We start from the raw sequence: 21,570 nt of genomic DNA, 5'->3' as shown, positions 1-21,570 counted from the left end.
GGCGCGCCACCATCCCTCAGCAACAGCGTCCATCCGGGCGGTGAGCCGAAAGGTGCGCGCACTCCCCGATTGACACGGAACGGCGCCTGCGGCATCATTCAACGATCCCTTCCACACTGGTGTGCCGCAGGCACCTTCCGGGGTGCTTGACATCACCCACTTCCGCTCGAGTACGGTGCACGACTACGAGGTGGAACGGCTCCGGCTGGTGGCGCTCTGCGTCGGCCTGGCGGAGCACGTGTCCCAGGTGGCCGGATGACGACTCCAGACACGGTCTCCGCCGACGACCTGGGGGCGCTGATCCGCGCCGCGGCCACCCGGCCGCTGAGCGCGGACGAGGCGGAGCGCGCCTTCAACGAGGTTATGGAGGGGCGCGCGACCCCCGTGCAGATGGCCGCGCTCCTGGTCGCCATCCGCGTGCGCGGCGCCGTCTCCAGCGAAGTGGCGGGGGGCGTGCGCGCGCTGCGCCGTGCGATGATCCCGGTTCCCACCGACGCGGCGGGGCTGGTGGACACCTGCGGCACGGGCGGCGGCGCGATCACCACCTTCAACATCTCCACCGCGGCGGCGCTGGTGGCCGCCGGGGCGGGGGTGCGGGTGGCGAAGCACGGCAACCGCTCCTTCACCTCCCGCTGCGGCAGCGCCGACGTGCTGGAGGCGCTCGGCGTGCGGCTGGACCTGCCGCCGGACCGCGAGGCGCAGGTGCTGGAGGAGTGCGGCATCGTCTTCATGTTCGCGCCGCTCCATCACCCGGCCATGAAGCACGTGGGCCCCATCCGCCGCGAACTGGGGATGCCGACGCTGATGAACGTCCTGGGCCCCGTCACCAACCCCGCCGGCGCGCGTCGCCAGGTGGTGGGCGTCTCCGACCCCGCGCTCCTCGAGCTGATCGCGGGCGCCCTCGCGGAGCTGGGGCACGAGCGCGCGCTGGTCGTCCACGGGCAGCCGGGCCTCGACGAGGTGAGCCCCATCGGCACCACCGAGATCCTGGAAGTGAACGCCGGCACCGTCACCCGCCGCACCTTCGACCCCGCCACTCTCGGCTGGGAGCCCTTCACCGCAAGGGGCCTCGAGGGTGGCGATCCGCAGGACAACGTCCGCACCGTCGTCTCGGTGCTGCGCGGCGAGACGGGGGGCGTGGCGCGCGCCGCGGTCGTACTCAACGCCGGCGCCGCAATCTACGTCTCCGGACAGGTGGCCTCGCTCGAAGAAGGCATCACCTCCGCCGGCGCCGCCCTCGATGCCGGCCGCGGCTGGGAAGCCCTTCAGCACCTCCGCGACGCTTCGCGACGGTAAGCTCCAGTCGCTCATCGAATGCACATCGCCCCTGCCGCGCTCGTCCGCGGCAGGGGCGCTTCCTTGTCCCCATACCAACACGTTCTTACCAGAAAGCGATGTGGCTATTGACGGTAATCAATATTCTAGTTATTGATAATCGAGATGTAACCATTTCAAGCTTCAACGGAGGACAGGACTCGTGCCCCGACCGAACCCCGGTGCCCTCGGATTCACCCGGCGAGCCCTCCGGGCACTGATCGCCCTGAACCTGCTGGTCGGCTTCCTGGTCCTGGCGCTGCTGATCGCCACGCTTGTGGCCGAGACGCCGGTGATCGGGGCGCTCGGTGTACCGCCCACGGAGGAAAACGCGGCGCTGATCGCGGGCATGCGCCTCATCATGGCGATCGGGGTCGTCATGGTCCCCCTCGGGCACGTCGTCCTCACGCGCCTCCTGGCGCTGGTGGATACGGTAGGCCGGTCGGACCCGTTCGTGGTGGAGAACGCGATGCGTCTGCGGACGATGGCGTGGGCGGTGCTCGGGTTGGAGATCCTGCATCTCGGCGTCGGTGTCATCGCGTCCAGCGTGTCCTCCAGGGAGCAGCCGCTCGACGTCGATTGGAGCTTCTCCTTCACGCGCTGGATCGCGGTGCTGCTGCTCTTCGTGCTCGCCCGCGTCTTCGAGCAGGGCGCCCTCATGCGCGACGACCTGCAGGGGACGGTCTGACATGCCGATCATCGTCAAGCTCGACGACGTCCTCTACGCGCGCCGGATGACGCTCACGGAGCTCTCCGAGCGCGTCGGGATCACGCTCGCCAACCTGTCGATCCTCAAGACCGGCAAGGCGCGCGCGGTCCGCTTCTCCACGCTGGAGGCGATCTGCGAGGCGCTGGAGTGCCAGCCCGGCGACCTGCTCGCGTTCAGCGACGGCTCGGACCCGGCGCAACCATGAGTGCCGCCGCCTACCCACCGGCGTCGGGGGCATCCGTCCCCATCGCCACGCCGACCTCATCATCCGCCCAATCCAACACAGGGGCGAAGGAGCATACCATGCACGAACTATCCACCTTGCGCCTCAACCTGCTGCGGGCGATGTACCTGCTCATCGCCGTGCTGATGGGGCTCCAGATCTGGCCGTTGATCCTCGCCTCGCCCAAGATGCCGGAGCACATGCGCGGCGTCGTATGGGCCATGCTCGGGGCGCTGACGCTCCTGTGTGCCCTGGGCGTGCGCTACCCGGTGAGGATGATGCCGCTGCTGCTCTTTGAGCTCGCGTGGAAGTGCATCTGGGTCGCGGCCTTCGGTCTCCCCCTCTGGTCTGCCGGCCGCCTGGACGCGGGCACCTCGGACACGCTCTTCTCTTGCGTCCTGGGGCTCGTGCTGGTTCCTCTCGTGCTCCCCTGGCCCTACATCTTTGCGAAGTACCTGAAGGCGCCGGGCGATCCCTGGAGACGACGGACGGAACCTCGCACGAGCGGCGCGGTCTAACTGGAGAGCTGAGTCGCGCGTCCTCGGGATCGGCTCGTCCCGCCGGCCTCTCGGCACGCACAGTAGATCCTTCGCTCCGCGCCAGAGGCAGGCCCAGGGGAGAGGACGGAGAAGCGCGTCGCTCAGGTTGACAATTACAACGAGTGCCGCGGTCCGAGACCGCTTCAGCGGTCTTCCCGTAGTTCCAGCCGGGGGCTTCAGCCCCCGGTGTTGCGGCCCCCGGCGTTCAGCCCCCGGTGTTGCGGCCCCCGATGTTGTTGCGCCCGGCGCCCCGGCGTTCATCCCCCGGCGTCGCCGCGCCCGGTGTTGCACCACAAACACAAGCGCCCCCGCCCGGACCGAGGTCCAGGCGGGGGCGCACGTTCACCGCACCCCGAGATCTACAGCGTAAAGACCGCGCGCAGGTCCCAGGGGCCGGGGATCGGCGGGGGGGTCGCCGGGTCGAGCACCATCATGCGGCGGCCCTCCTTGGAGATCCGCCCCACCACGAACGGCACCGGCTGCGCGTCCTTCATCGTCGTCGCTCCTAAGGAATGGTTGGGCCGCACCGCGGACCTGGCCAGCCCGCCCAGCCGCCGCGCACGGGCGCGGAGGAACGGGCGGCGGGCACGGGCCGGCACGGGATCAGTACTTACGGATGACGCCGACCACGATCCCCTGGATCTGCACCGCATCCGCCGGGAAGTACATCGGCTCCATGGTGGGGTTGGCCGGCTGCAGGCGCACCTTGCCGTCCTTCTCCCGGTAGAACTTCTTGACCGTGGCGGAGCCGCCCACCGTCCCGTCCGAGACCAGCGCCACCACCATCTCCCCGTTGTCGGCCGTCTGGCGGGAGTTGACGATGATGTAGTCGCCGTCGCGGATCTGCTCGTCGATCATGGAGTCGCCCTTGACGCGGAGGACGTAGTTGTTGCCGCGCCGCACCATGTCGTGGGGAACCGTGACCGTCTCCTGCAGGCCGTCCGTCACCTCCAGCGGGAGACCCGCCGCGACGGTGCCCATCAGGGGAAGCTCGATGGCTGGAGCGTGCAGGTCCGCGCGGACCACTTCAAGAGACCGGCTCTTGTTGTAGTTCTTCCGCAGGAAGCCCTTTTGCTCCAGATTGGTGAGATGCTCGTGGACGGTCGCCAGCGAGGAGTATTGGAAGTGCTCCGCAATCTCCTCGTAGCTCGGGGAGTACCCGTTCGTCTCCACGAAGGATTCGACGTAGTCCAGGATCTGCCGCTGCTTCTTCGTGAGCGCCATTGCGCCTCCGGCTGTTGATTCGGGGTTGCATCCGAACAGGCACCGAAGCAATATACCCGAACGCAAACCGAAGCGCAAGCAATCGATTTTCAGTGATCTCAAACATCCTGGACCGCATCGTCAGCACCAAGCGCGAGGAGCTGCGCAGCCTAGCCGGAACCGGGCCTGAGCTGCGCTCCCGCGCGGCCGACGCTCCCCCGCCGCGAGGCTTCGCCACGGCGCTGCGCCGGCCCGGCGAGGTGCGCCTGCTGGCCGAGGTCAAGCGCCGCTCCCCCTCCGCGGGCGAGATCCGCCCCGGCGCAGATCCGGCCGGGGTCGCCCGCGCGTACCAGCAGGGCGGGGCGGCGGCGGTGTCCGTGCTCACCGACCGCGAGTACTTCGGCGGCGACCTGGACGCGCTGCGCAGCGTGGCGTCCGCCGTCGCGCTCCCCGTCATCCGCAAGGACTTCATCATCGATCCGCTGCAGCTGTGGGAGGCGCGCGGCGCGGGCGCGGACGCGGTGCTGCTGATCGTGCGCATCCTGGACGACGAGCTCCTGCGCGAGCTTCACGCGCAGATCCACGAGATGGGGATGGACGCGCTGGTGGAGGCGCACAACGCGGACGAGGTGGAGCGCGCCCTGGCCGCCGGCGCCACGCTGCTGGGGATCAACAACCGCGACCTCGACACTTTCGTCACCGACCTGGACCTGTCGATGCGGCTGGCGGGCGCGGTGCCCGCGGGGGTGACGCTGGTGGCGGAGAGCGGGATTCGCGCGGCGGCGGACGTGGACCGGCTCGGCGCCGCCGGGGTAGACGCAATCCTGGTGGGCGAGTCGCTGATGCGGCAGGAGGACCTGCGCGCCGCGGCCGCCGCCCTGGCCGGGCGCCCCAAGGTGGAGCGGGCGTGACGCATCCCGAGGTCAAGGTCTGCGGCCTTACGCGGCACGAGGACGCCCGGGCCGCAGCCGACGCCGGCGCCGCGTACCTGGGCGCCGTTTTCGCGCCCGGCGGCCGCCGCACGGTGACGCCGGAGGCCGCTCGCGTTATTTTTGGCGATCTCCCCGCGCGCAGGGTCGGCGTCTTCGTGGACGCCTCGCTGGAAGAGCTGGAGGCCGCGGGGCGCGCGGCCGGGCTCGACGTCCTGCAGCTTCATGGCGACGAGACGCCGGAGCTGGCGGCGGAGCTCCGCGCCCGCGGCTGGACGGTCTGGAAGGCGCTGCGCCCCCGCACCGGCGGCGAGCTGGCCGCCGAGGCGCCGCGCTGGGCCGGCGCCGTGGACGCGCTCCTCCTGGACGGCTTCAGCACCGCGGCGCGCGGGGGCACCGGCGCATCGTTCCCGTGGGCCGAGGTTGCCGCGCACCGCGACGCCGTCCCGGACGGCGTCGCCCTGATCGCGGCGGGCGGCCTGCGCCCCGACAACGTGGCCGAGGCGGCCGGCATCCTCCACCCCGACGTGGTGGACGTGAGCTCGGGAGTCGAATCGGCCCCCGGCATCAAAGACGCGGACTCGATCCACCGCTTCGTCACCGCGGTGAGATCCCTAATCCCTAATCCCTGCGGTTCGATGTCCCAGGCAGCACCCGTGGCGCGCGAGGAACGCGCCGGACGCTTCGGCGAGTACGGCGGACGATTCGTCCCCGAGACCCTGATCACCGCGCTGGACGAGCTGGAGGAGGTGTACGCCGCCGCCGCGGCCGATCCCGCGTTCTGGGACGAGCTGCACGCCCTGTGGCGCGACTTCGTGGGGCGTCCCACGCCGCTGTACCGCGCCCGCCGCCTGGGCGAGGCCGCCGGCGCGGACGTGTGGCTGAAGCGCGAGGACCTCAACCACACCGGCGCGCACAAGATCAACAACTCGCTGGGGCAGGTGCTGCTGGCGCGGCGCATGGGCAAGGAGCGCATCATCGCGGAGACCGGGGCGGGGCAGCACGGGGTGGCCACCGCCACCGCCTGCGCCCTCTTCGGCCTGCGGTGCATCGTGTACATGGGCGAGGAGGACGTGCAGCGCCAGGCGCTCAACGTCTACCGGATGAAGCTGCTGGGCGCCGAGGTCCGCCCCGTCTCCAGCGGCACGCGCACCCTCAAGGACGCCACCAACGAGGCGATCCGCGACTGGGTCACCAACGTCGCCGACACGCACTACATCATCGGCTCGGTGGTCGGCCCCGACCCGTACCCGCGCATGGTGCGCGACTTCCAGAGCATCATCGGCCGCGAGACGCGAGAGCAGATGCTGTCCGTCGAAGGCCGTCTTCCCGCCGCCGTGGTGGCGTGCGTGGGCGGCGGCTCCAACGCCATCGGCATGTTCCACCCGTTCGTGGGGGATGAAGGAGTCGAACTGGTGGGCGTGGAAGCCGCCGGCGAGGGGCTGGACACGCAGCGCCACGCCGCCACGCTGACTCTCGGCAAGCCGGGCGTCCTCCACGGCTGCCTGAGCTACCTGCTGCAGGACGACGCGGGCCAGGTCGCCCCCGCGCACTCCGTCTCCGCCGGACTCGACTACCCGGGCGTGGGCCCCGAGCACTCCGCCCTCAAGGACCGCGGCCGCGCCACCTACGCCGCCGTCACCGACGCGGAGGCCCTCGACGCCTTCGGCCGCCTCGCGCGCCTCGAGGGGATCATTCCCGCGCTGGAGACGGCGCACGCCATCGCCTACGTGCTCCGCGAGGGTGCCAAGTGGGCCGACAAGGGTCCTGTCGTGATCTGTCTGAGCGGGCGGGGGGACAAGGACGTCGCGCAGGTGGCCGCGATGGGAGTGCGATAGCGGCAAAAAAGAAAAAGCATCACGCGGAGAACACGGAGGGGAACCGCAAAGCCACGGAGAACCCCTCTCGGTAGTCTTTCCGTACCCCTCTGTGTCTCTGCGTGAACCTGCAGTCACATCCCGTCGCCTAACGGCTGAGGCCTTTCTGCCGCGCTTGCAAGAGGTTGTGCGGCGTACCCCAGGCGGCTAAACTGTTGCATCCTTCCCAAAGCCCCGCCCGCATGACCGACTCGCTCCTCCAGACCAACGCCAATGCATCTTCGGCCGCCAACACGGTCGCGGACCCGCTGCGCGCGGAAGTCAGGGAGGTGGTGCAGGGGATCTCCAAGGCGTTGCGGGCGCACCTGCTGTACGAGGGGAAGAGCCCCGCGCTGGACCGCTTCATGGAGCTGCTCGCCGCGCGCCTGGGGCAGCTCTGGGAGCAGGTGCCGCACCTCACGCTCTCGGTGGAGGAGCGCGAGCTGCACTGGCAGGGCGCCGCCGTCTTCCAGAGCGACGAGCGCGACAACCTGGCCTTCCTCCTCTATCGCGACGGGGTGCGCGAGGTCACGCTCCGCCGCGGATTCGAGGAGGAGGAGCTCCAGCGGCTCGTGGAGATCCTGGCCCACGCGCACCAGGTGCGCGGCGCGGACGAGGACGACCTTCTCACCATCTTCTGGGAAAAGGACTGGCTCTACTTCCGCTACCGCTACGTGGAGGCGCTGCCGGACGGGGTGCACCTTCCCGACGCGGTCTCCGGCGAGACCAGGGCCGTCGCCGCGCCGCGCGCCGAGGCGGAGCAGACGCCCCGCGCCACCCTCACCACCGACGACTTCCGCGAGGCGCTCTACTTCCTCGACCAGACGGAGCTGAACCGGCTGGCCGCCGAGGTGCGCGCCGAGATGGAGCGCGACCTGTGGACGGGGGTGCTCACGGCGCTCTTCGACCGGATGCAGGACGGCACGCACGCCCGCCAGGAGCAGGTGATGGAGGTGCTGGGCGATGCCATCCCCACGCTGCTGGGCGCGGCGCGGGTGGACCTGGCGGCGTACGTGGTGGGGGAGATGGTCTCCGTCGCCACGACGGCGCGCCTGGCGCCCGGAGTGCTGCGCGGGGTGCGCGCCCTCTTCGCCCAGCTCGCCGAGCCCGCCACCGTGGCCGAGCTGGTGCGCACCGTGGAGGAAGCCGGCGAGAGGGTGCGCGACGACGACCTCTCCACCCTCCTCTCCTTCTTCCCCCCCGAAGCGCTGGGCCCCCTCGTCCGCGCCGCCGAGAGCAGCGGCTCCCCGCGCGTGCGCGCCACCGTTCAGAGCGCCGCCGAGCGCCTGGGCGACGCCAACCGCGAGCACCTGGTGCGCCTGCTGGCCGAGGCGGACGCGACGCTGGTGACCGGCGCCGCGCGTCTCGTCGGCCGGCTGCGCGTGCAGACGGCGGCGGGGGAGGTCACGCGCCTCCTGTCGCGCCCGGAGGCGCCGGTGCGGCTGGCGGCAGTGGAGGCGCTGCAGGAGATCCGCTCGCCGTCCTCGGCGGGCGCGCTGGAGGGGGCGCTGGAGGACGCGGACCGCGAGGTGCGCGTGGCCGCCGCCCGCGCGCTGGGCACGCTGCGCTACGCCCCGGCCCGCGCGAAGCTGGAGGCCGCGCTCGACTCGAAGCGCCTGCGCGACTCCGAGCTCTCGGAGCGCATCGCCTTCTTCGAGGCGTACGGCGGCGTCGCGGGCGCGGAGGGGGTGCCGGTGCTGGACCGCGTGCTCAACGGCAAGAGCTGGCTGGGGCGGCGCGAGTCGGGGGAGACGCGGGCCTGCGCGGCGCTCGGCCTCGGCCGCATCCGCCACCCCGCCGCCGAGAAGGCGCTGAACGCCGCCGCCGCCGACGCGGACCCCGTAGTGCGGAGCGCGGTAGGCCGCGCGCTGCGGGGGATGCGCCAGTGAGCGCCCCGGCCACCTCCACCGGCGCGCCGCACTCCGGCGACGAGCGCGTGGTGCAGCTGCGCGGGCGCGACCTCCTCTTCGCGATGGCGGCCGCCACGCGCGCGCTGCAGCTCTATCCGCTGGAGAACCAGGCGGTGGTCAACGCCCTGGCCGAGCTGGACGCCACCGCGCGCGCCCTGATGGACCAGGAGGGCGAGCTCTCCGTGCGCTACGTGGGCGACTTCTTCTTCGTCAACGATCTTCGACTGCGCATCGACCTGGCGAGCTACGCCACGTTTGGGCTGGTCGGGCGCGCGCTGCACCGGCACGGGATCGGGACGGTGGAGGCGTTCCCCGGCGCGGGGACGGCGGAGTGGACGGCGTTCCTCTCGCTCCTGATGGCGGAACCGCACGCGGACAACCGCTTCGGCCACTTCGCGGAGCGGCTGGCCCGCAGCGCCGTCCTGCACCTGGCCGTGCACCCGGACCAGGACCGCGACCCGGAGACGGACGAGAACGCGAAGCAGATGGCCAAGCGCGCCTACGCCCACACCGTCGCCGTCGCGCGCGAGACGATGTCGGCGCTGCGCATGGGCAAGGGCGTCTCCATCCGCCCGGTAAAGCGCGCGGTGCAGTCCATCGTGGACCAGGTGCTCACCAACGAGAGCTCCATCTTCGGCCTCACCACGCTGCGCGACTATGACGAGTACACCTTCACCCACTCGGTGAACGTGTGCATCTTCTCGGTCGCGCTGGGAAAGAAGCTGGGCTTCGACAAGCACCAGCTGTACGAGCTGGGGCTGGGGGCGCTGCTGCACGACGTGGGCAAGGCGAAGATGCCGTGGGAGGTGATCAACAAGCCCGGCCCCCTGACCACCGAGGAGTTCAAGGTGATGCAGGAGCACCCCACGGAGGGGCTCCTCACGCTCTTCGCCATGCGCGGGCTGGCCGAGCTTCCGCTGCGCGCCATGCTGGTGGCGTACGAGCACCACATGAAGATCGACCAGACGGGTTATCCGCGCTCGCTGAGGCCGCGCACGACCTCGCTCTTCGGGCGGATCGTGGCGGTGGCGGACGGCTTCGACGCGGCCACCACCAAGCGCAGCTACCAGGCGCAGCCCTGGCCGGCGGACCACGTGCTGCGCGAGATGCGCGACAACACCACGCGCGGCTTCGATCCGCTGATCGTGAAGGCGTTCATCAGCATGACCGGCATCTACCCGGTGGGCTCGCTGGTCATCCTGGACAGCTACGAGCTGGCCGTGGTGGTGGCCGCCAGCACCCGGCCGGACGCGATGCACCAGCCCACGGTGCGCATCATCCACGACTCCATGGGGATACCGCTCGACCCCGCGCCCCTGCTGGACCTCACGCAGGTGAACCCCGCCACGGGCGAGCCGCTGCGATCCATCATCAAGACCACCGATCCTGAGCGGTACGGAATCCATGTCGGCGACTATTTCGTCTGACCGAATCACCCTGGCGGAAGCCTTCGCCGCCTGCCGCGCGCAGCGGCGCGCCGCCCTGATCCCCTACATCACCGCAGGACACCCCTCCCCCGCGGACACCCCCGCCCTCCTGCGCATGCTGGCCGAAGAGGGCGCCGACGTCATCGAGCTGGGCATTCCCTTCAGTGACCCGCTGGCGGACGGGCCCACCATCCAGCGCTCGTCGTTCCAGGCGATCGAGCAGGGGGTGGACCTGCGCTGGACGCTGGAGCGGCTGGCCGAGTTCCGCGCCACGCACGACACGCCGGTGGTGATCTTCACCTACCTCAACCCCATCCTGCGCCACGGCGTCGCGCGCTTCCTGGCCGACGCGACGGAGGCGGGCGCGCAGGGGGTGCTGGTGACGGACCTCCCCGTGGGCGCCGATCCGGAGCTGGAGGCCGCCTTCGCCGCTTCGCCGCTGGACCTGATCCGCCTGATCGCCCCCACCACGCTCCCTGCCCGCGTCAAGGTGATCGCGGCGGCGGCGCGCGGCTTCGTGTACTACGTGTCGAGGACGGGCGTGACGGGGGCGCAGATGTCGCTCGCCGCGGGCCTGGCCGCCGAGGTGGACGCGGTGCGCGCCGCCACTACGGTGCCGGTGGCGGTGGGCTTCGGCATCTCCACACCCGAGCAGGCCGCCGTCGTCGCCGCCAACGCGGACGGCGTGGTGGTGGGGAGCGCGCTGGTGGACCTGCTGGGGCGCGCGGGCGTGGAGGGCGCGCGTCCCCTGGTGCGCGGCCTGCGCGCCGCGGTCCAGCGCCCGGGCTGAGATGAACGCGGAGCGCGACGTGTCCACGGTGATGCACCGCATCCTCGCCGGCTACGCGCGCGGCGTGTTGTACGCGGGCGCGCTGCTCACCCTGACCGTCGCCGTGCTCTACCCGCCGCGCACCACAGGGGGGTGGATCGCCGCCCTCGCCGGGATCGTGGCGGTGGCGCTGCTGCGGCTGGGGGCGGTGCCGCTCTCCAAGTTCGCGTACGTCACCATGACGGTGGTGCCGGTGGCGCCGCTGGTGATGATGGGCGAGCCCGCCGCCGCCGTCCTCGCCGCCTACCTCGGCACCGTGGCCGGCGACGCGCTCCGCCGCAAGGACGTCATCCCCGCGCTGATCAACGCCGGGCGCGAGTCGCTCGCCGCGGTGGCCGGGGCGGGGGTGTTCGCGGCGGTCGTCGCGGTTCGCGGCCAGACCTACCCGTCTGGGATCGGCGCCGGCGACGTGTTCTCGGCGGAGTGGATCCCCACCATCGTCGCCTTCTTCCTGGCATACCTGGCGGCGAGCCGCGGGCTCTTCTACTTCTCGCTGGCGTACCGCGGAAAGCTGAGCCAGGCGGAGTGGATGATCATCTTCCGCTACGAGGTGATCTCCGCGTTCCTGGGGATCATCGCCGCGCTGGCGGTGGCGGCGGCGCTCATCATGTACGGCACGCACCTGGGATGGGCCTTCATCCTGGCGTTCGTGATCTTTGCCGGCCTCCTGGCGCGCGCCCTGGTTGTGGAGGCGATCGCGTCCGAGGAGCTGCGCAAGGTGGTGGCGATGGAGGCGGTGATCGCCGCGGGGATGACGCTGGGCGAGTCGCTGGAGCAGATCGAGCGGCTGGCGGCGCGGCTGGTGGAGTGGCGCTGGCTGCGCATCTACGCGGTCGATGGAAACCGCCTGGCGCCGATCTATCCCGCGGCGAACGGCGGCGCCCCCATCGCCGAGGCGAGCGACCTGCACGTGGAGGCCGCCGGGCGCGACGACGCGCTGATAGTGGCCGACCTGCGCCGCGAGGGGCGGTTCCACGGCGACGGCGCCCGCTCGCTCGTGCTGCAGCCGCTCCAGTACGGTCGCACGGTGCTGGGGGTGCTGGAGATCGCGCACCACCGTCCCCGCGCGTACGGGCCCAACGAGGTGCGGCTGATCGAGCGCTTCGGCCGCCAGGTCTCGCTCGCGCTGCAGCTCGACTCGCTGGTGCGCCCCATGACGCAGAGCGCGGGTGAGGTGGAGGGGCAGCTCCGGGAGCTGGGCGGACGGCTGGCCGAGCTGCGCGCGAGCGGGGTGGAGGTGGCCGAGCACGCCGCCGCCATGGGCGAGCAGGTCGCCGATCAGGGCGAGCGCACCGCCCGCGGCCGCGAGGTCGCCGCCCAGCTCGCCGCCGCCGCCGAGCAGATGGCGCGCGACGCCCGCTCCTCCGCCGACACCAGCCGCGACACGGGGCGCATGGCCGTGCAGAACCGCGGCGCCATCGAGGAGGCGATCGGGCGGCTGGTGGAGCTGCGCGACTTCGTGGACCTGGAGGCGCAGGAGCTGGCGGGCCTGGAGCGCGCCTCCGAGCGCATCTCCTCGCTGGTGGGCTCCATCGGCCAGATCGCGGACCAGACCAACCTCCTCGCCCTCAACGCCGCCATCGAGGCCGCGCGCGCCGGCGAGCAGGGACGCGGCTTCGCGGTGGTGGCGGACGAGGTGCGCAACCTTGCGGACAGCAGCGCCCGCGCCGCCCTGGAGGCGCGCGACGTGGTGGAGTCCGTTCGCGGACAGGTGCACGCCGCGTTGGGACGCATGCAGGCCGGCTCCGAGCGCGTCTCCGGCGTTGGCGACCTGTCGCGCACCGCGCTCGACTCCGTGCAGCGCATCGCGGCGGCCGCCGGCGAGTCGGCCGACCTCACCACGCGCATGGCGGGCCGCGCGGAGGAGCAGCGCCTGCGCCTCGCCGCCCTCCTGGGAGAGATCGCCACCATCGCCGGGCTGGCCGAGCGCAACGGCCACGGCGCCACGGGTGTCGCCACCGCCGCCCGCGAGCAGGCGGAGACGCTGGCGGAGGTGGAGCGTGCGGTGGCGGCGCTGGGGCAGGTGTCCGTGCGGCTGAACACGTACATCGCGCGGTTCAACGAGATGGGGGCGTAGAGGCCCCCACCCCCGCTCGTCACCTCGCGGCCCCTCCCCCAATAACTACCTGGGGGAGGGGCGTTTGGCGTGCACCTGTGCGGGGAGCGCGAGTCGGTGCGGGGGCAAGCACGGGCAGCCACGTGGGGCTGCCCCTACCGGTTCGGGTGCGAAGGAGCGGGGGCGAGGCAGTGAAAGGGGTGGGCAGACACGCAGGCCACACGCAGGTCTGCCCGCTACGGTGGTGCGGTGGGCGCAGGTTGCGGTGGAAGAGCGCGGGCGTGGAGGTCGCCCAGCACATTGCGCCTGTGCAGGATCATGGTGTCTCGTGCGTTATAGGGTAGATCGGGCCACCACTCGTGTTCTGATTGTCCACTTCGCGTGACTAAGCGTGTTGACGCTTCTGAATGGAATTGCGAGCTGACCGATCCGATCAAAAGGCTCAGTTCCCCCTACCCTCCCACCTCCCCCGACAAGCAGAATGCGAATCAGACTCGTAGCCGCCGCGGCGCTGCTGCTCGCCGCGTGCACCGACGACCTGCCCCTGTCCTCACCCCTCAGTCCAGGGGGCGCGTCGCCGAGGGCGAACACGTACAGCCAGCCCGCGGACTGGCGCGGACACTGGCAGAGCACACGCGATCTATGGATCTACGACAAGGCTCCAGAGGTCGGCATCAACATCCACATGTTCGGCCAGGCGCAGCAGCGTCAGCACATGGACATGGCGGGTGCCGCGGGGATGCGCCTCGTCCGTGTCCCGATTTTCTGGGCGGAGATGGACCCGGAGGGCGACGGGATCTACGACCCGAACAAGATGGAGGCAATCGCCGACAGGGTACAATCCGCGCGGGAACGGGGGCTCGAGCTCGTGTTCTCGGTCCACGGAATGTGGTTCGACTCGGCGTCCGCGGCGAGTGGAACCCCGCTCCCCTGGCAGAGCGCCACCTCGCTCCAGGCCTTCAACCAGCATTTTTCCACTTTCCTGAGCGACATGGTCGCTGCCTTCGGAGACGTGAAATTCTGGCAGATCTGGAACGAGCAGGACCATCCCAACTGGGCCAAGCCCTGGCGCGAGTACTCGGGCAACGTCGACTCGTACCACTGGGGGGTCGGCTACGCGTCGACGCTCCGGGCCGTGTACCCGATCTTCAAGGCACAAGGCAAGTGGGTGCTCCTCGGTGGCCTGGAGGGGCCCAACCTGCGTTTCGTGGAGGGGATGTACGCTGGGTTCGAGGCCACCGGGGGGAAGCCGTACCCGCTCGACATCATGGCGATGCATGCATACGGCGCGAATCCCTACGACCAGTGGGGACCGTTCACCATTGTGCACACGCTCACCCCCGTAATGAACGCATACGGGGACATCAACCGCCCGATCTGGGTCACGGAGACGGGAACGTCCGGCGATTGGTACATGAGGGCGTACGGCGCTCCGGGGGGCAGCTCGGACGACATGGCGAACGCGTTCGACCAGCACCAGCGCGGCTACTACGAAGCGCTGGTGAATGGGTTCCACGGTACGCCCATCACCAAGGTGCTCCCCTACAACATGATCACGGGAGGCGGCGAGCCTGCCGTGACCTTCCCAGACGGGCGCGACGTGAAGGACTACAACCTGTCGCTTACGAGGTTCACGAACCCGTCGATCCCCCGGCTCGCGTGGCAGTGGCTGCATGGCCGGGGCGCGACCACCCGCTCCGCATGGGACCGGCCCGCGGCCACGGGAGACTTCCGGGTCACGACGGTCGGGATGATCCCGTCGACCCAGCCGTTCCTCTACCTGGACGACGGATCGCTGGCGGTCAAGAACGTAACGGTAAACACGCTCACTCCAACGAGTGTGCCGTTCATGTTGCCGTTGGGGTACCAGGCGAGCATCAGCGGGATAGGCCCTACAGGCACGGTCTACAACAACCAGGTGGCGGGGTACGACACGCAGGAAAAGTACATGAACCGCCTCCGCGTGCAGCCGCTCGACGTTCCGACCATCGCCTGCTACCAGGTTCACCAGTCCAACGTCGGAGATCAGCCGGTGGTATGCTCCCACTGGCCCGATCCGTGGACGGGAAATGAGAAACAGCGCGTGGAACAGATCCGCATCACGGTCGACAACCCGGTCTGGTCCATCTGCTACCAGGTCTACGCCTGGAACCACGGATGGACCCCTTGGGCGTGCAACGGCGACTGGGCCGGCAGCCGCGGCCTCTCACGCGGCATCGGGGCTATGCGCGTCCGCATGCACCGCAACTAGCCGGCGCCAGTCCGGCAGAACGGGGGGCGCATCCACGGTGTGGGTGCGCCCCCCGTTCACGCGTCCGGCGGCGTGGGCATGGTGGGGAGAGCGGGAATCGAGGTGGGGTAGGTGCGGGCAGACACGCAGGTACAAGCAGGTCTACCCCTACCGATTTGGGTGCGGCGGGCGGCGGTCGCGGTGGGGGCAAGGGCGGGCGCGATGAATCGCGCCCCTACCGTATCGGTTGGTCGGTCGGGAGGCCGGAGCGGCGCCGCGCCCCTGCGAGCGGCCGCGTTTCGCGGGGCCGGCGCCGCGCGGGAATGGCCGCGATCTCCCCCCTCGCCCAGCAGTTTGGGAGAGGGGGGCTTGGGGGGGGTGAGGGCCCGCCGCTCGGGCAGACGCACGCGTACGCCCCTCCCCCAGGTTGTTTTGGGGGAGGGACCGCGAGGTGACGAGCGGGGGAGGGGGCCTTTCGGGCCTACTCCCGCAGCCGCTCCTCCAGCTCCCCATCTGGCGAGACGAACACCGTTTTCGCCTGCTGGATGGTGACTCGGCCGGGAGGGGCGCCGCGCGGCTTGCGCACGTAGCGGCGGCGCGTCCAGTCCACGGCGACGGTGCCGGAGGAGCGGGCCTTGCTGTGCCAGGCGGCCAGCGTCGCCGCCTCCTCCAGGTCGCGGGCGGGGGGGGCGCCCTCCTCCTGCCAGCGCAGCACCACGTGCGAGCCGGGGACGGAGCGCGCGTGCAGCCACACGTCGCCCGGCGAGGCGTGGTGGAAGGTGAGGCGGTCGTTGTCCTCGCGCGTGCGCCCCACGCGCACCTCCAGCCCGCCCGAGGTGCGGTAGACGCGGTACGGCTTGCGGTCGCGCATCTGCGCCGGACTCTTCGCCTCTTTCGACTCGGCGCGGCGCAGGGCGGCTTCCATCCAGGCGGGCGGCTCGCCGGCCTCGGCGGCGGCGATGCCCTTCTCCCAGCGGCGCACCTCGCTCTCCGCGCGCTCGATGAGGCCGGGGATGCGCTCGGCTATGCGGTCCAGGCGGCGCGCTTCCTCGAACCAGCGGTTGGCGTTCTCGTGCGGGCGCAGCGCGGGGTCAACGGTGAGCTTGATCTTGCGGCCCTCGTGGTCGTACACGGTCACGCGCGAGGCACCGTGCTGCACCCGGTGCAGGTTGGCCAGCAGGAGCTCGCCACGCGCGCGCAGCGGCTCCGCGGCGCCCACACCCTGCAGCTCGGTGTACAGCTTGGCGGCGCGGCGGCGGACGCCCTCCAGCCGTCGGCGAGCGCGGGTGAGGAGCCGCGCGATCTCCTGCTCGCGCCCCGGCACCTCGTCCGAGGTCGCCAGCGTGGCCCAGGCGGCGAGGAGGGTGGGAAAGGGCTCCGCCGCGATCCCCTCCAGCCGGCGCGGATAGGGCTGCTTCCCCCAGCGCGCGTCCAGCAGCACCGGCTCCGTATCGCCCGCGTGGACGTGCCACCAGCGCTCGAAGGCGGGGTCCAGCGCCGCCGCGTCGTCGCTGGCAGCGGCGTCGCCCAGGATGGCGTCGGCGTTCAGGGGGCTGGCATCGGCAAACCCGCGGAGGAGCTCGCCGCGGCGCTGATCGGGGGCGACGAAGGCCAGGCGCAGGTGCCACTCCACGCGCAGGCGGTCGCGCTCCGTGGTGCGCGCGGAGAGGCGCGACTGCGGGGCCGGTGGCGCGTACTCCTCGCCCGCGTGCAGCCGCCGCCCGCCCGCCTCGCGCGAGCGCAGGACGGATACGATGCGCCGGTCCGCGCCGTCCACCAGCAGCGCGTTCCACTGGTTGGTGTGCAGCTCGAAGAAGAGGGAGCGCGCACCCCCGCGAAAGCGGTTCCCCTCCTGCAGCTCGATGCGCAGGAGCCGCTCGTCCGGCGCGGCGGCCACGCGTACGATGCGCGCCTCGGGGGCGTGCCCCTCCAGCCCCTCGGGGCGCGGGACGATGCGCACCCAGCCGCGCGTGGGGTGCAGGTCCAGGCGCAGCGCCTCTCCGCCATCCAGAAGGAGGAGGGCGGAGAGGTCCCTGTCGAAGACCGGCGCGGGGTGGGCCGCACGCCCCTGCAGCAGGGCGTCCAGCTCCGCCGCGAGGGCGCGGACGAGCGGCGGATCGAAGCGGATGGCGTTTGACACCCCCGGAAGATCCGGCTAGCTTCCCGCCACGTCAACCCGCTGTTTTTGGACCGCATTTCGGCCCGGCGGCGCCTAGCGATGGCTGGGCCGGGGAGAAAGGTGCACATGTCCACGCAAAGCGGGAACGGCGTTCGGAAGGTCTCCGTGCGGGACCTCCGCGAGATGAAGCGCCGCGGCGACAAGATCGCCGTGCTCACCGCGTACGACTTCCTCTTCGCCCGGGTGGTGGATCGCGCGGGCGTGGAGGTCGTGCTGGTGGGGGATTCGCTGGGGCAGGTGGTGCTCGGGCTGGACAGCACCCTCCCGGTGACGCTGGACGACATGATCCACCACGCGCGCGCCGTGCGCCGCGGGGTGGAGCGCGCGCTGCTGGTGGTGGACCTCCCCTTCCTCACCTACCACGTCTCGCGCGAGGACACGCTGCGCAACGCGGGGCGGGTGATGCGCGAGACGGAGGCCAACGCCGTCAAGCTGGAGGGCGGCTCGCCCGAGACGGCGGCGATGGTGCGCGCGCTGGTGGATGCCGGGATCCCCGTGATGGGGCACCTGGGCTTCACCCCGCAGTCGGTGAACGTCACCGGCGTGCGCGTGCAGGGAAAGGGCGACGAGGCGCGCGAGCGCATGCTGGCCGACGCGCGCCGCCTGGAAGAGGCCGGCGCGTTCTCCGTCGTTCTGGAGTTGGTGCCGCGCGCCGTCGCGGAGGCGATCACGGCGGAGCTCAGCATCCCCACCATCGGCATCGGCGCCGGCGTGGGGTGCGACGGCCAGGTGCTGGTGCTGCACGACATGCTGGGGATCAACACGGAGTTCCAGCCCCGGTTCCTGCGCCGCTTCGCCGAGATCGGCGACGCCGCGGCGGCCGGGGTCGATGCGTTCGTCAGGGCGGTGAAGGGGGGCGAGTATCCCGCCGCGGAGCACACCTTCGAATGACGGCGACGCTGACCGTGGCCCGCACCGTGGCCGAGGTGCGCGAAGCCGTCCGCGAGGCGCGCGCGGCGGGGAAGACCGTCGCGCTCGTCCCCACCATGGGCTACCTGCACGAGGGGCACCTCTCGCTGCTGGACGAGGCGAGCGCGCGGGCGGACGTGGTGATGATGTCCATCTTCGTGAATCCCTTGCAGTTCGGGCCCGCCGAGGACCTGGACCGCTACCCGCGCGACCTGGATCGCGACCTGGCGCTGGCCGCCACGCGCGGAACGGAGCTCGTCTTCGCGCCGTCCGCCGCGGAGATGTACCCGCACGGCGAGCCCGCGGTGCAGGTGGTGCCGGGGCGGCTGGCCGAGCGGCTGTGCGGCGGGTCGCGGCCGGGGCACTTCGGCGGGGTGCTCACCGTGGTGGCCAAGCTGTTCGGCATCTTCCAGCCGGACGTGGCCGTCTTTGGGCAAAAGGATCTGCAGCAGGCCACCCTCATCCGCCGCATGGTGGACGACCTGGACATCCCGGTGCGGGTGGAGGTGGCCCCCATCGTCCGCGAGCCGGACGGCTTGGCGATGAGCTCGCGGAACGTGTATCTTTCCCCACCCGAGAGGGAGAGCGCGCTGGCGCTCTCGCGCGGGCTGGGGCGGGCCCGCGCGCTGTGGGACGCGGGGGAGGCGGACGCGGCCACGCTGCGCGCCGCCCTTTGGAAGGAGATGGCGGTGCCGGGCGTCGAACCCGAGTACGCGGAGGTGGTCGATCCGCGCACGCTGGAGGGGGTGGAGAGGGCGGTGCCGGGCACGGTGATGGCCGTGGCGGCCCGCGTGGGCAGGACGCGGCTGATCGACAACGCGATCCTGCCGTGAAGGGTCACTCGGCGAACAGGGGGATGGCCCTATGCTGCGCACCATGTGCAAGTCCAAGATCCACCGGGCGACCGTCACCGGCGCGGATCTCAACTACGTGGGGTCGATCACCATCGATCCCGTACTGATGGAAGCCGCGGACCTGCTGGAGTACGAGCAGGTCTCGGTGGTCAACGTCAACAACGGCGCCCGCTTCGAGACGTACGTCATCCCGGGCGTCGAGGGCGAGGGCGAGATCTGCCTGAACGGCGCCGCCGCGCGCCTGGTGCACCCGGGCGACAAGGTGATCGTCATCTCCTACGCGCAGTACGACGAGGCCGAGATGGCGCGCTACCGCCCGCGGTTCATCTTCGTGGACGAGCAGAACCGCATCTCGCGCGACGCGCTGCGGGCCCTGCCGTCCTGAGCGCCATGGGCCCCTGGACCGGCGTCGTGCTGCCGCTGACGGAGCCGGGGTCCGACGACCTGAACTCCAGCCTCCCCGCGCACCTGCACCCGGTGGCGGGGAGGCCGCTCGTTTGGCACACCGTGCGCGCCGTGGCGTCACTGGTTCCCGCCCCCGAGTGCGTGATGGTGGTGATGGACCCCGAAGCATCGTCGGCCGACCTCTTCGCGGACCTCCCCGGCCGCGTGGAGGTGATCGCCCCCGGCCAGGAGACGCCCTGGCAGGGGCGCACGCTGCGGGTGCACGCCGCCGCCCCCTGCGCCGGCCCCGCCTTCCAGCGCCTGCTGGACGAGGGGGTCGCCGCCTGCGCGGTGGATGAGGCCGGCCGCCCCGTCGCGTTCTTCGACGACGGCGAGGGCACCGGCGCCGGCGACCGCCATGACCCCGACGCAGCGTTCGTCACCACCCGCGCGGACCTGGCGCGCGCCGGCGCCGTAATCCGCGACCGGCTGGTGCTGAAGCTGATGGAGGGCGGCGTCACCTTTCTCCTCCCGCAGTCCGTACTGGTGGACGTGGACGTGGGGATCGGGCGCGACACCATCATCTACCCGGGCGTGGTGCTGGAGGGTCGCACCACCATCGGCGCCGAGACGGTGGTGGGGCCGTGCTGCCGCATCGTGAACAGCTGGGTGGGGAGCGGGGTCGAGCTGAAGGGCTTCAACTACCTGTCGAACACCTCCATCCGCAACCGTGCCATCCTGGAGCCGCATGTCCGCCGCGGGTTCGACTGACGCCCCCCTCTCGCCCCTCGTGGAGGCCGCCGCCCGCGGCGAGCTCCCGGAGTGGGCGCGCGCGGGGAAGAAGCGGCGCGCCCACATGGAGCGGGTCGCCGCCCTGATGCGCCAGTGGGCCGTCGCGCTCGCCCTCCCCGAGCGCGACGTGAAGCGCTGGACGGCCACCGGGTGGCTCCACGACGTCCTGCGCGAGGCCGATCCGGAAGATCTGCGTCCCGAGGTGCCGCTCCTCTTCCGCCCGCTGCCGGGCAAGCTGCTGCACGGCCCGGCCGCCGCGGTGCGCCTCAAAGACGACCTGGACCCGGAGATGTGCGAGGCGATCCGCTTCCACACGCTGGGCTCGCCGCGCTTCGGCAGGCTGGGGCGGGCGCTGTACCTGGCGGACTTCCTGGAGCCGGGCCGCACCTTCGACCCGGAGTACACCGAGTCGCTGCGCGCGCGGATGCCCGGCGACATGGACGCCATCTTTCGCGAAGTGGTGCGCCTCCGCTGGACGCACATCACGGGAAAAGGCGGCACCGCCCACCCGGAAACGCAGGCCCTGTATGAGCAGGTCGAAAGCGAAGCGTAAGCCGGCGGGCGGCCGGCTCCAGACGTTCGGAATTTTCGCGACGCTCGTGCTGGTCGCGGTGCTCATCGGCTCGCTCGTCGCGGGGGTGATGAAAGGCCGCTCACGTGCAGCCCTCCCCACCGCCGTCGCCGATTCCCCCGCCGCCGCGACCGCCGCGGACGCGGTGCCGGCGGGGCGCGTGCGCGTGCAGGTGCTCAACGCATCCGGCCGCCCCGGCCTGGCGCGCGAAGCCACCCGCGTCCTGCGCGACCGCGGCTTCGACGTCAAGGAGTTCGGCAACGGCCAGGGCTTCCCGCCCGACTCCTCCGTCGTCCTGGACCGCGTGGGCAGGATCGAGGTCGCTCGCCAGGTGGCCGACGCCGTGGGCATTCGCCGCGTCACCGTCCGCCCCGACTCCAACCTCTATCTCGATGCCACCGTGGTGCTCGGCAGGGACTGGCGCGCGCCCAAAGCTCCCGGATCTCACACAGAGACACAGAGGAACTGAGAGGAAACGGAGAGAAAAACTTCTTGTTGTTTCCTCTCGCCGTCTTCTCTGTGGCTCTGTGGTGCGCCGTGCAAAGGCGGCGTGTTCTTGCGGGTGAAAGTCCCGCCGGAGGAGTTGACGGTACACCTCCGTAGCTACGGGCGGGTGGCGACCGGCGACGGGAGACACCGAGCCGTCCGGACAACGG

Annotated in this window: 20 protein-coding genes; 17 read left to right on the top strand and 3 right to left on the bottom strand. The window is 71.3% G+C overall.

From position 1 onward, the window contains the following. The first annotated feature begins 255 nt into the window (after positions 1–255). The 4 genes from trpD to VF584_21265 all read left to right on the top strand — a co-directional run bounded on the left by trpD (position 256) and on the right by VF584_21265 (position 2,764). Positions 256–1,296 (top strand): anthranilate phosphoribosyltransferase, encoded by a 1,041-nt coding sequence (gene trpD, locus VF584_21280; GenBank protein HEX8212722.1) that lies wholly within the window; start codon positions 256–258, stop codon positions 1,294–1,296. Between the two features lie 181 nt (positions 1,297–1,477). Next, the gene (locus VF584_21275) at positions 1,478–2,002 is read left to right on the top strand and encodes a DUF2975 domain-containing protein (GenBank protein HEX8212721.1); all 525 of its coding nucleotides are present in this window, start codon (positions 1,478–1,480) and stop codon (positions 2,000–2,002) included. Between the two features lies 1 nt (position 2,003). Next, a complete protein-coding gene (locus VF584_21270; GenBank protein HEX8212720.1) occupies positions 2,004–2,228 on the top strand; it encodes a helix-turn-helix transcriptional regulator in 225 nt (74 codons plus the stop codon). A gap of 98 nt (positions 2,229–2,326) precedes the next feature. Further along, positions 2,327–2,764: a hypothetical protein gene (locus VF584_21265; GenBank protein ID HEX8212719.1), complete on the top strand. Its 438-nt coding sequence runs from the start codon at positions 2,327–2,329 to the stop codon at positions 2,762–2,764. Positions 2,765–3,144: 380 nt separating this feature from the next. Here VF584_21265 and VF584_21260 read toward each other — a convergent pair whose 3' ends face one another. Continuing rightward, complete coding sequence (locus VF584_21260; protein ID HEX8212718.1) at positions 3,145–3,279, bottom strand: hypothetical protein; 135 nt, start codon at positions 3,277–3,279, stop codon at positions 3,145–3,147. 109 nt (positions 3,280–3,388) lie between these two features. Beyond that, positions 3,389–4,009 carry a transcriptional repressor LexA gene (lexA, locus tag VF584_21255; GenBank protein HEX8212717.1) on the bottom strand — a complete coding sequence of 207 codons (621 nt, stop codon included), beginning with the start codon at positions 4,007–4,009 and terminating at the stop codon, positions 3,389–3,391. A 92-nt stretch (positions 4,010–4,101) separates the two neighbouring features. On the opposite strand from lexA, the gene trpC reads away from it, so the two are divergent. The 7 genes from trpC (at position 4,102) to VF584_21220 (ending at position 15,246) form a co-directional block, all read left to right on the top strand. Then, positions 4,102–4,899 carry an indole-3-glycerol phosphate synthase TrpC gene (gene trpC, locus VF584_21250; GenBank protein ID HEX8212716.1) on the top strand — a complete coding sequence of 266 codons (798 nt, stop codon included), beginning with the start codon at positions 4,102–4,104 and terminating at the stop codon, positions 4,897–4,899. Next, positions 4,896–6,755, top strand: coding sequence for a tryptophan synthase subunit beta (gene trpB / locus VF584_21245; protein ID HEX8212715.1), 1,860 nt, complete (start codon positions 4,896–4,898; stop codon positions 6,753–6,755). The genes trpC and trpB overlap by 4 nt, the downstream gene beginning before the upstream one ends. A gap of 221 nt (positions 6,756–6,976) precedes the next feature. After that, complete coding sequence (locus tag VF584_21240; GenBank protein HEX8212714.1) at positions 6,977–8,662, top strand: HEAT repeat domain-containing protein; 1,686 nt, start codon at positions 6,977–6,979, stop codon at positions 8,660–8,662. Next, positions 8,659–10,110, top strand: a complete 1,452-nt coding sequence (locus tag VF584_21235) for an HD-GYP domain-containing protein (protein HEX8212713.1) — start codon at positions 8,659–8,661, stop codon at positions 10,108–10,110. Before VF584_21240 ends, VF584_21235 begins: the two co-directional genes overlap by 4 nt. Then, positions 10,088–10,900, top strand: coding sequence for a tryptophan synthase subunit alpha (trpA, locus tag VF584_21230; protein ID HEX8212712.1), 813 nt, complete (start codon positions 10,088–10,090; stop codon positions 10,898–10,900). The genes VF584_21235 and trpA overlap by 23 nt, the downstream gene beginning before the upstream one ends. 1 nt (position 10,901) lies before the next feature. Further along, positions 10,902–13,016, top strand: a complete 2,115-nt coding sequence (locus tag VF584_21225; protein HEX8212711.1) for a methyl-accepting chemotaxis protein — start codon at positions 10,902–10,904, stop codon at positions 13,014–13,016. A 460-nt stretch (positions 13,017–13,476) separates the two neighbouring features. After that, positions 13,477–15,246: a cellulase family glycosylhydrolase gene (locus VF584_21220; GenBank protein HEX8212710.1), complete on the top strand. Its 1,770-nt coding sequence runs from the start codon at positions 13,477–13,479 to the stop codon at positions 15,244–15,246. Between the two features lie 460 nt (positions 15,247–15,706). Here the strand turns inward: VF584_21220 and VF584_21215 are convergent, their stop codons facing one another. Then, positions 15,707–17,365, bottom strand: a complete 1,659-nt coding sequence (locus VF584_21215) for an NFACT RNA binding domain-containing protein (protein ID HEX8212709.1) — start codon at positions 17,363–17,365, stop codon at positions 15,707–15,709. A gap of 105 nt (positions 17,366–17,470) precedes the next feature. Here VF584_21215 and panB point away from each other — a divergent pair, with 105 nt between their 5' ends. From panB to VF584_21185, 6 genes are read left to right on the top strand one after another with little or no spacing between them, the layout of a single operon-like run. Next, positions 17,471–18,295, top strand: coding sequence for a 3-methyl-2-oxobutanoate hydroxymethyltransferase (gene panB / locus VF584_21210; GenBank protein ID HEX8212708.1), 825 nt, complete (start codon positions 17,471–17,473; stop codon positions 18,293–18,295). Then, positions 18,292–19,146 carry a pantoate--beta-alanine ligase gene (panC, locus tag VF584_21205; protein HEX8212707.1) on the top strand — a complete coding sequence of 285 codons (855 nt, stop codon included), beginning with the start codon at positions 18,292–18,294 and terminating at the stop codon, positions 19,144–19,146. Before panB ends, panC begins: the two co-directional genes overlap by 4 nt. Positions 19,147–19,177: 31 nt before the next feature. Next, the gene (gene panD / locus VF584_21200) at positions 19,178–19,552 is read left to right on the top strand and encodes an aspartate 1-decarboxylase (GenBank protein HEX8212706.1); all 375 of its coding nucleotides are present in this window, start codon (positions 19,178–19,180) and stop codon (positions 19,550–19,552) included. A gap of 5 nt (positions 19,553–19,557) precedes the next feature. Further along, positions 19,558–20,322 (top strand): hypothetical protein, encoded by a 765-nt coding sequence (locus VF584_21195; GenBank protein ID HEX8212705.1) that lies wholly within the window; start codon positions 19,558–19,560, stop codon positions 20,320–20,322. Beyond that, positions 20,300–20,896 (top strand): HD domain-containing protein, encoded by a 597-nt coding sequence (locus VF584_21190; protein ID HEX8212704.1) that lies wholly within the window; start codon positions 20,300–20,302, stop codon positions 20,894–20,896. The genes VF584_21195 and VF584_21190 overlap by 23 nt, the downstream gene beginning before the upstream one ends. After that, positions 20,871–21,383 carry a LytR C-terminal domain-containing protein gene (locus VF584_21185; GenBank protein HEX8212703.1) on the top strand — a complete coding sequence of 171 codons (513 nt, stop codon included), beginning with the start codon at positions 20,871–20,873 and terminating at the stop codon, positions 21,381–21,383. Before VF584_21190 ends, VF584_21185 begins: the two co-directional genes overlap by 26 nt. Positions 21,384–21,570 lie beyond the last annotated feature (187 nt).

Source organism: Longimicrobium sp., assembly GCA_036389135.1.
Taxonomy (GTDB): domain Bacteria; phylum Gemmatimonadota; class Gemmatimonadetes; order Longimicrobiales; family Longimicrobiaceae; genus Longimicrobium.
The sequence above is the reverse complement of the archived record's forward strand: the minus strand, read 5'-3'. Positions and strand labels throughout refer to the sequence as shown.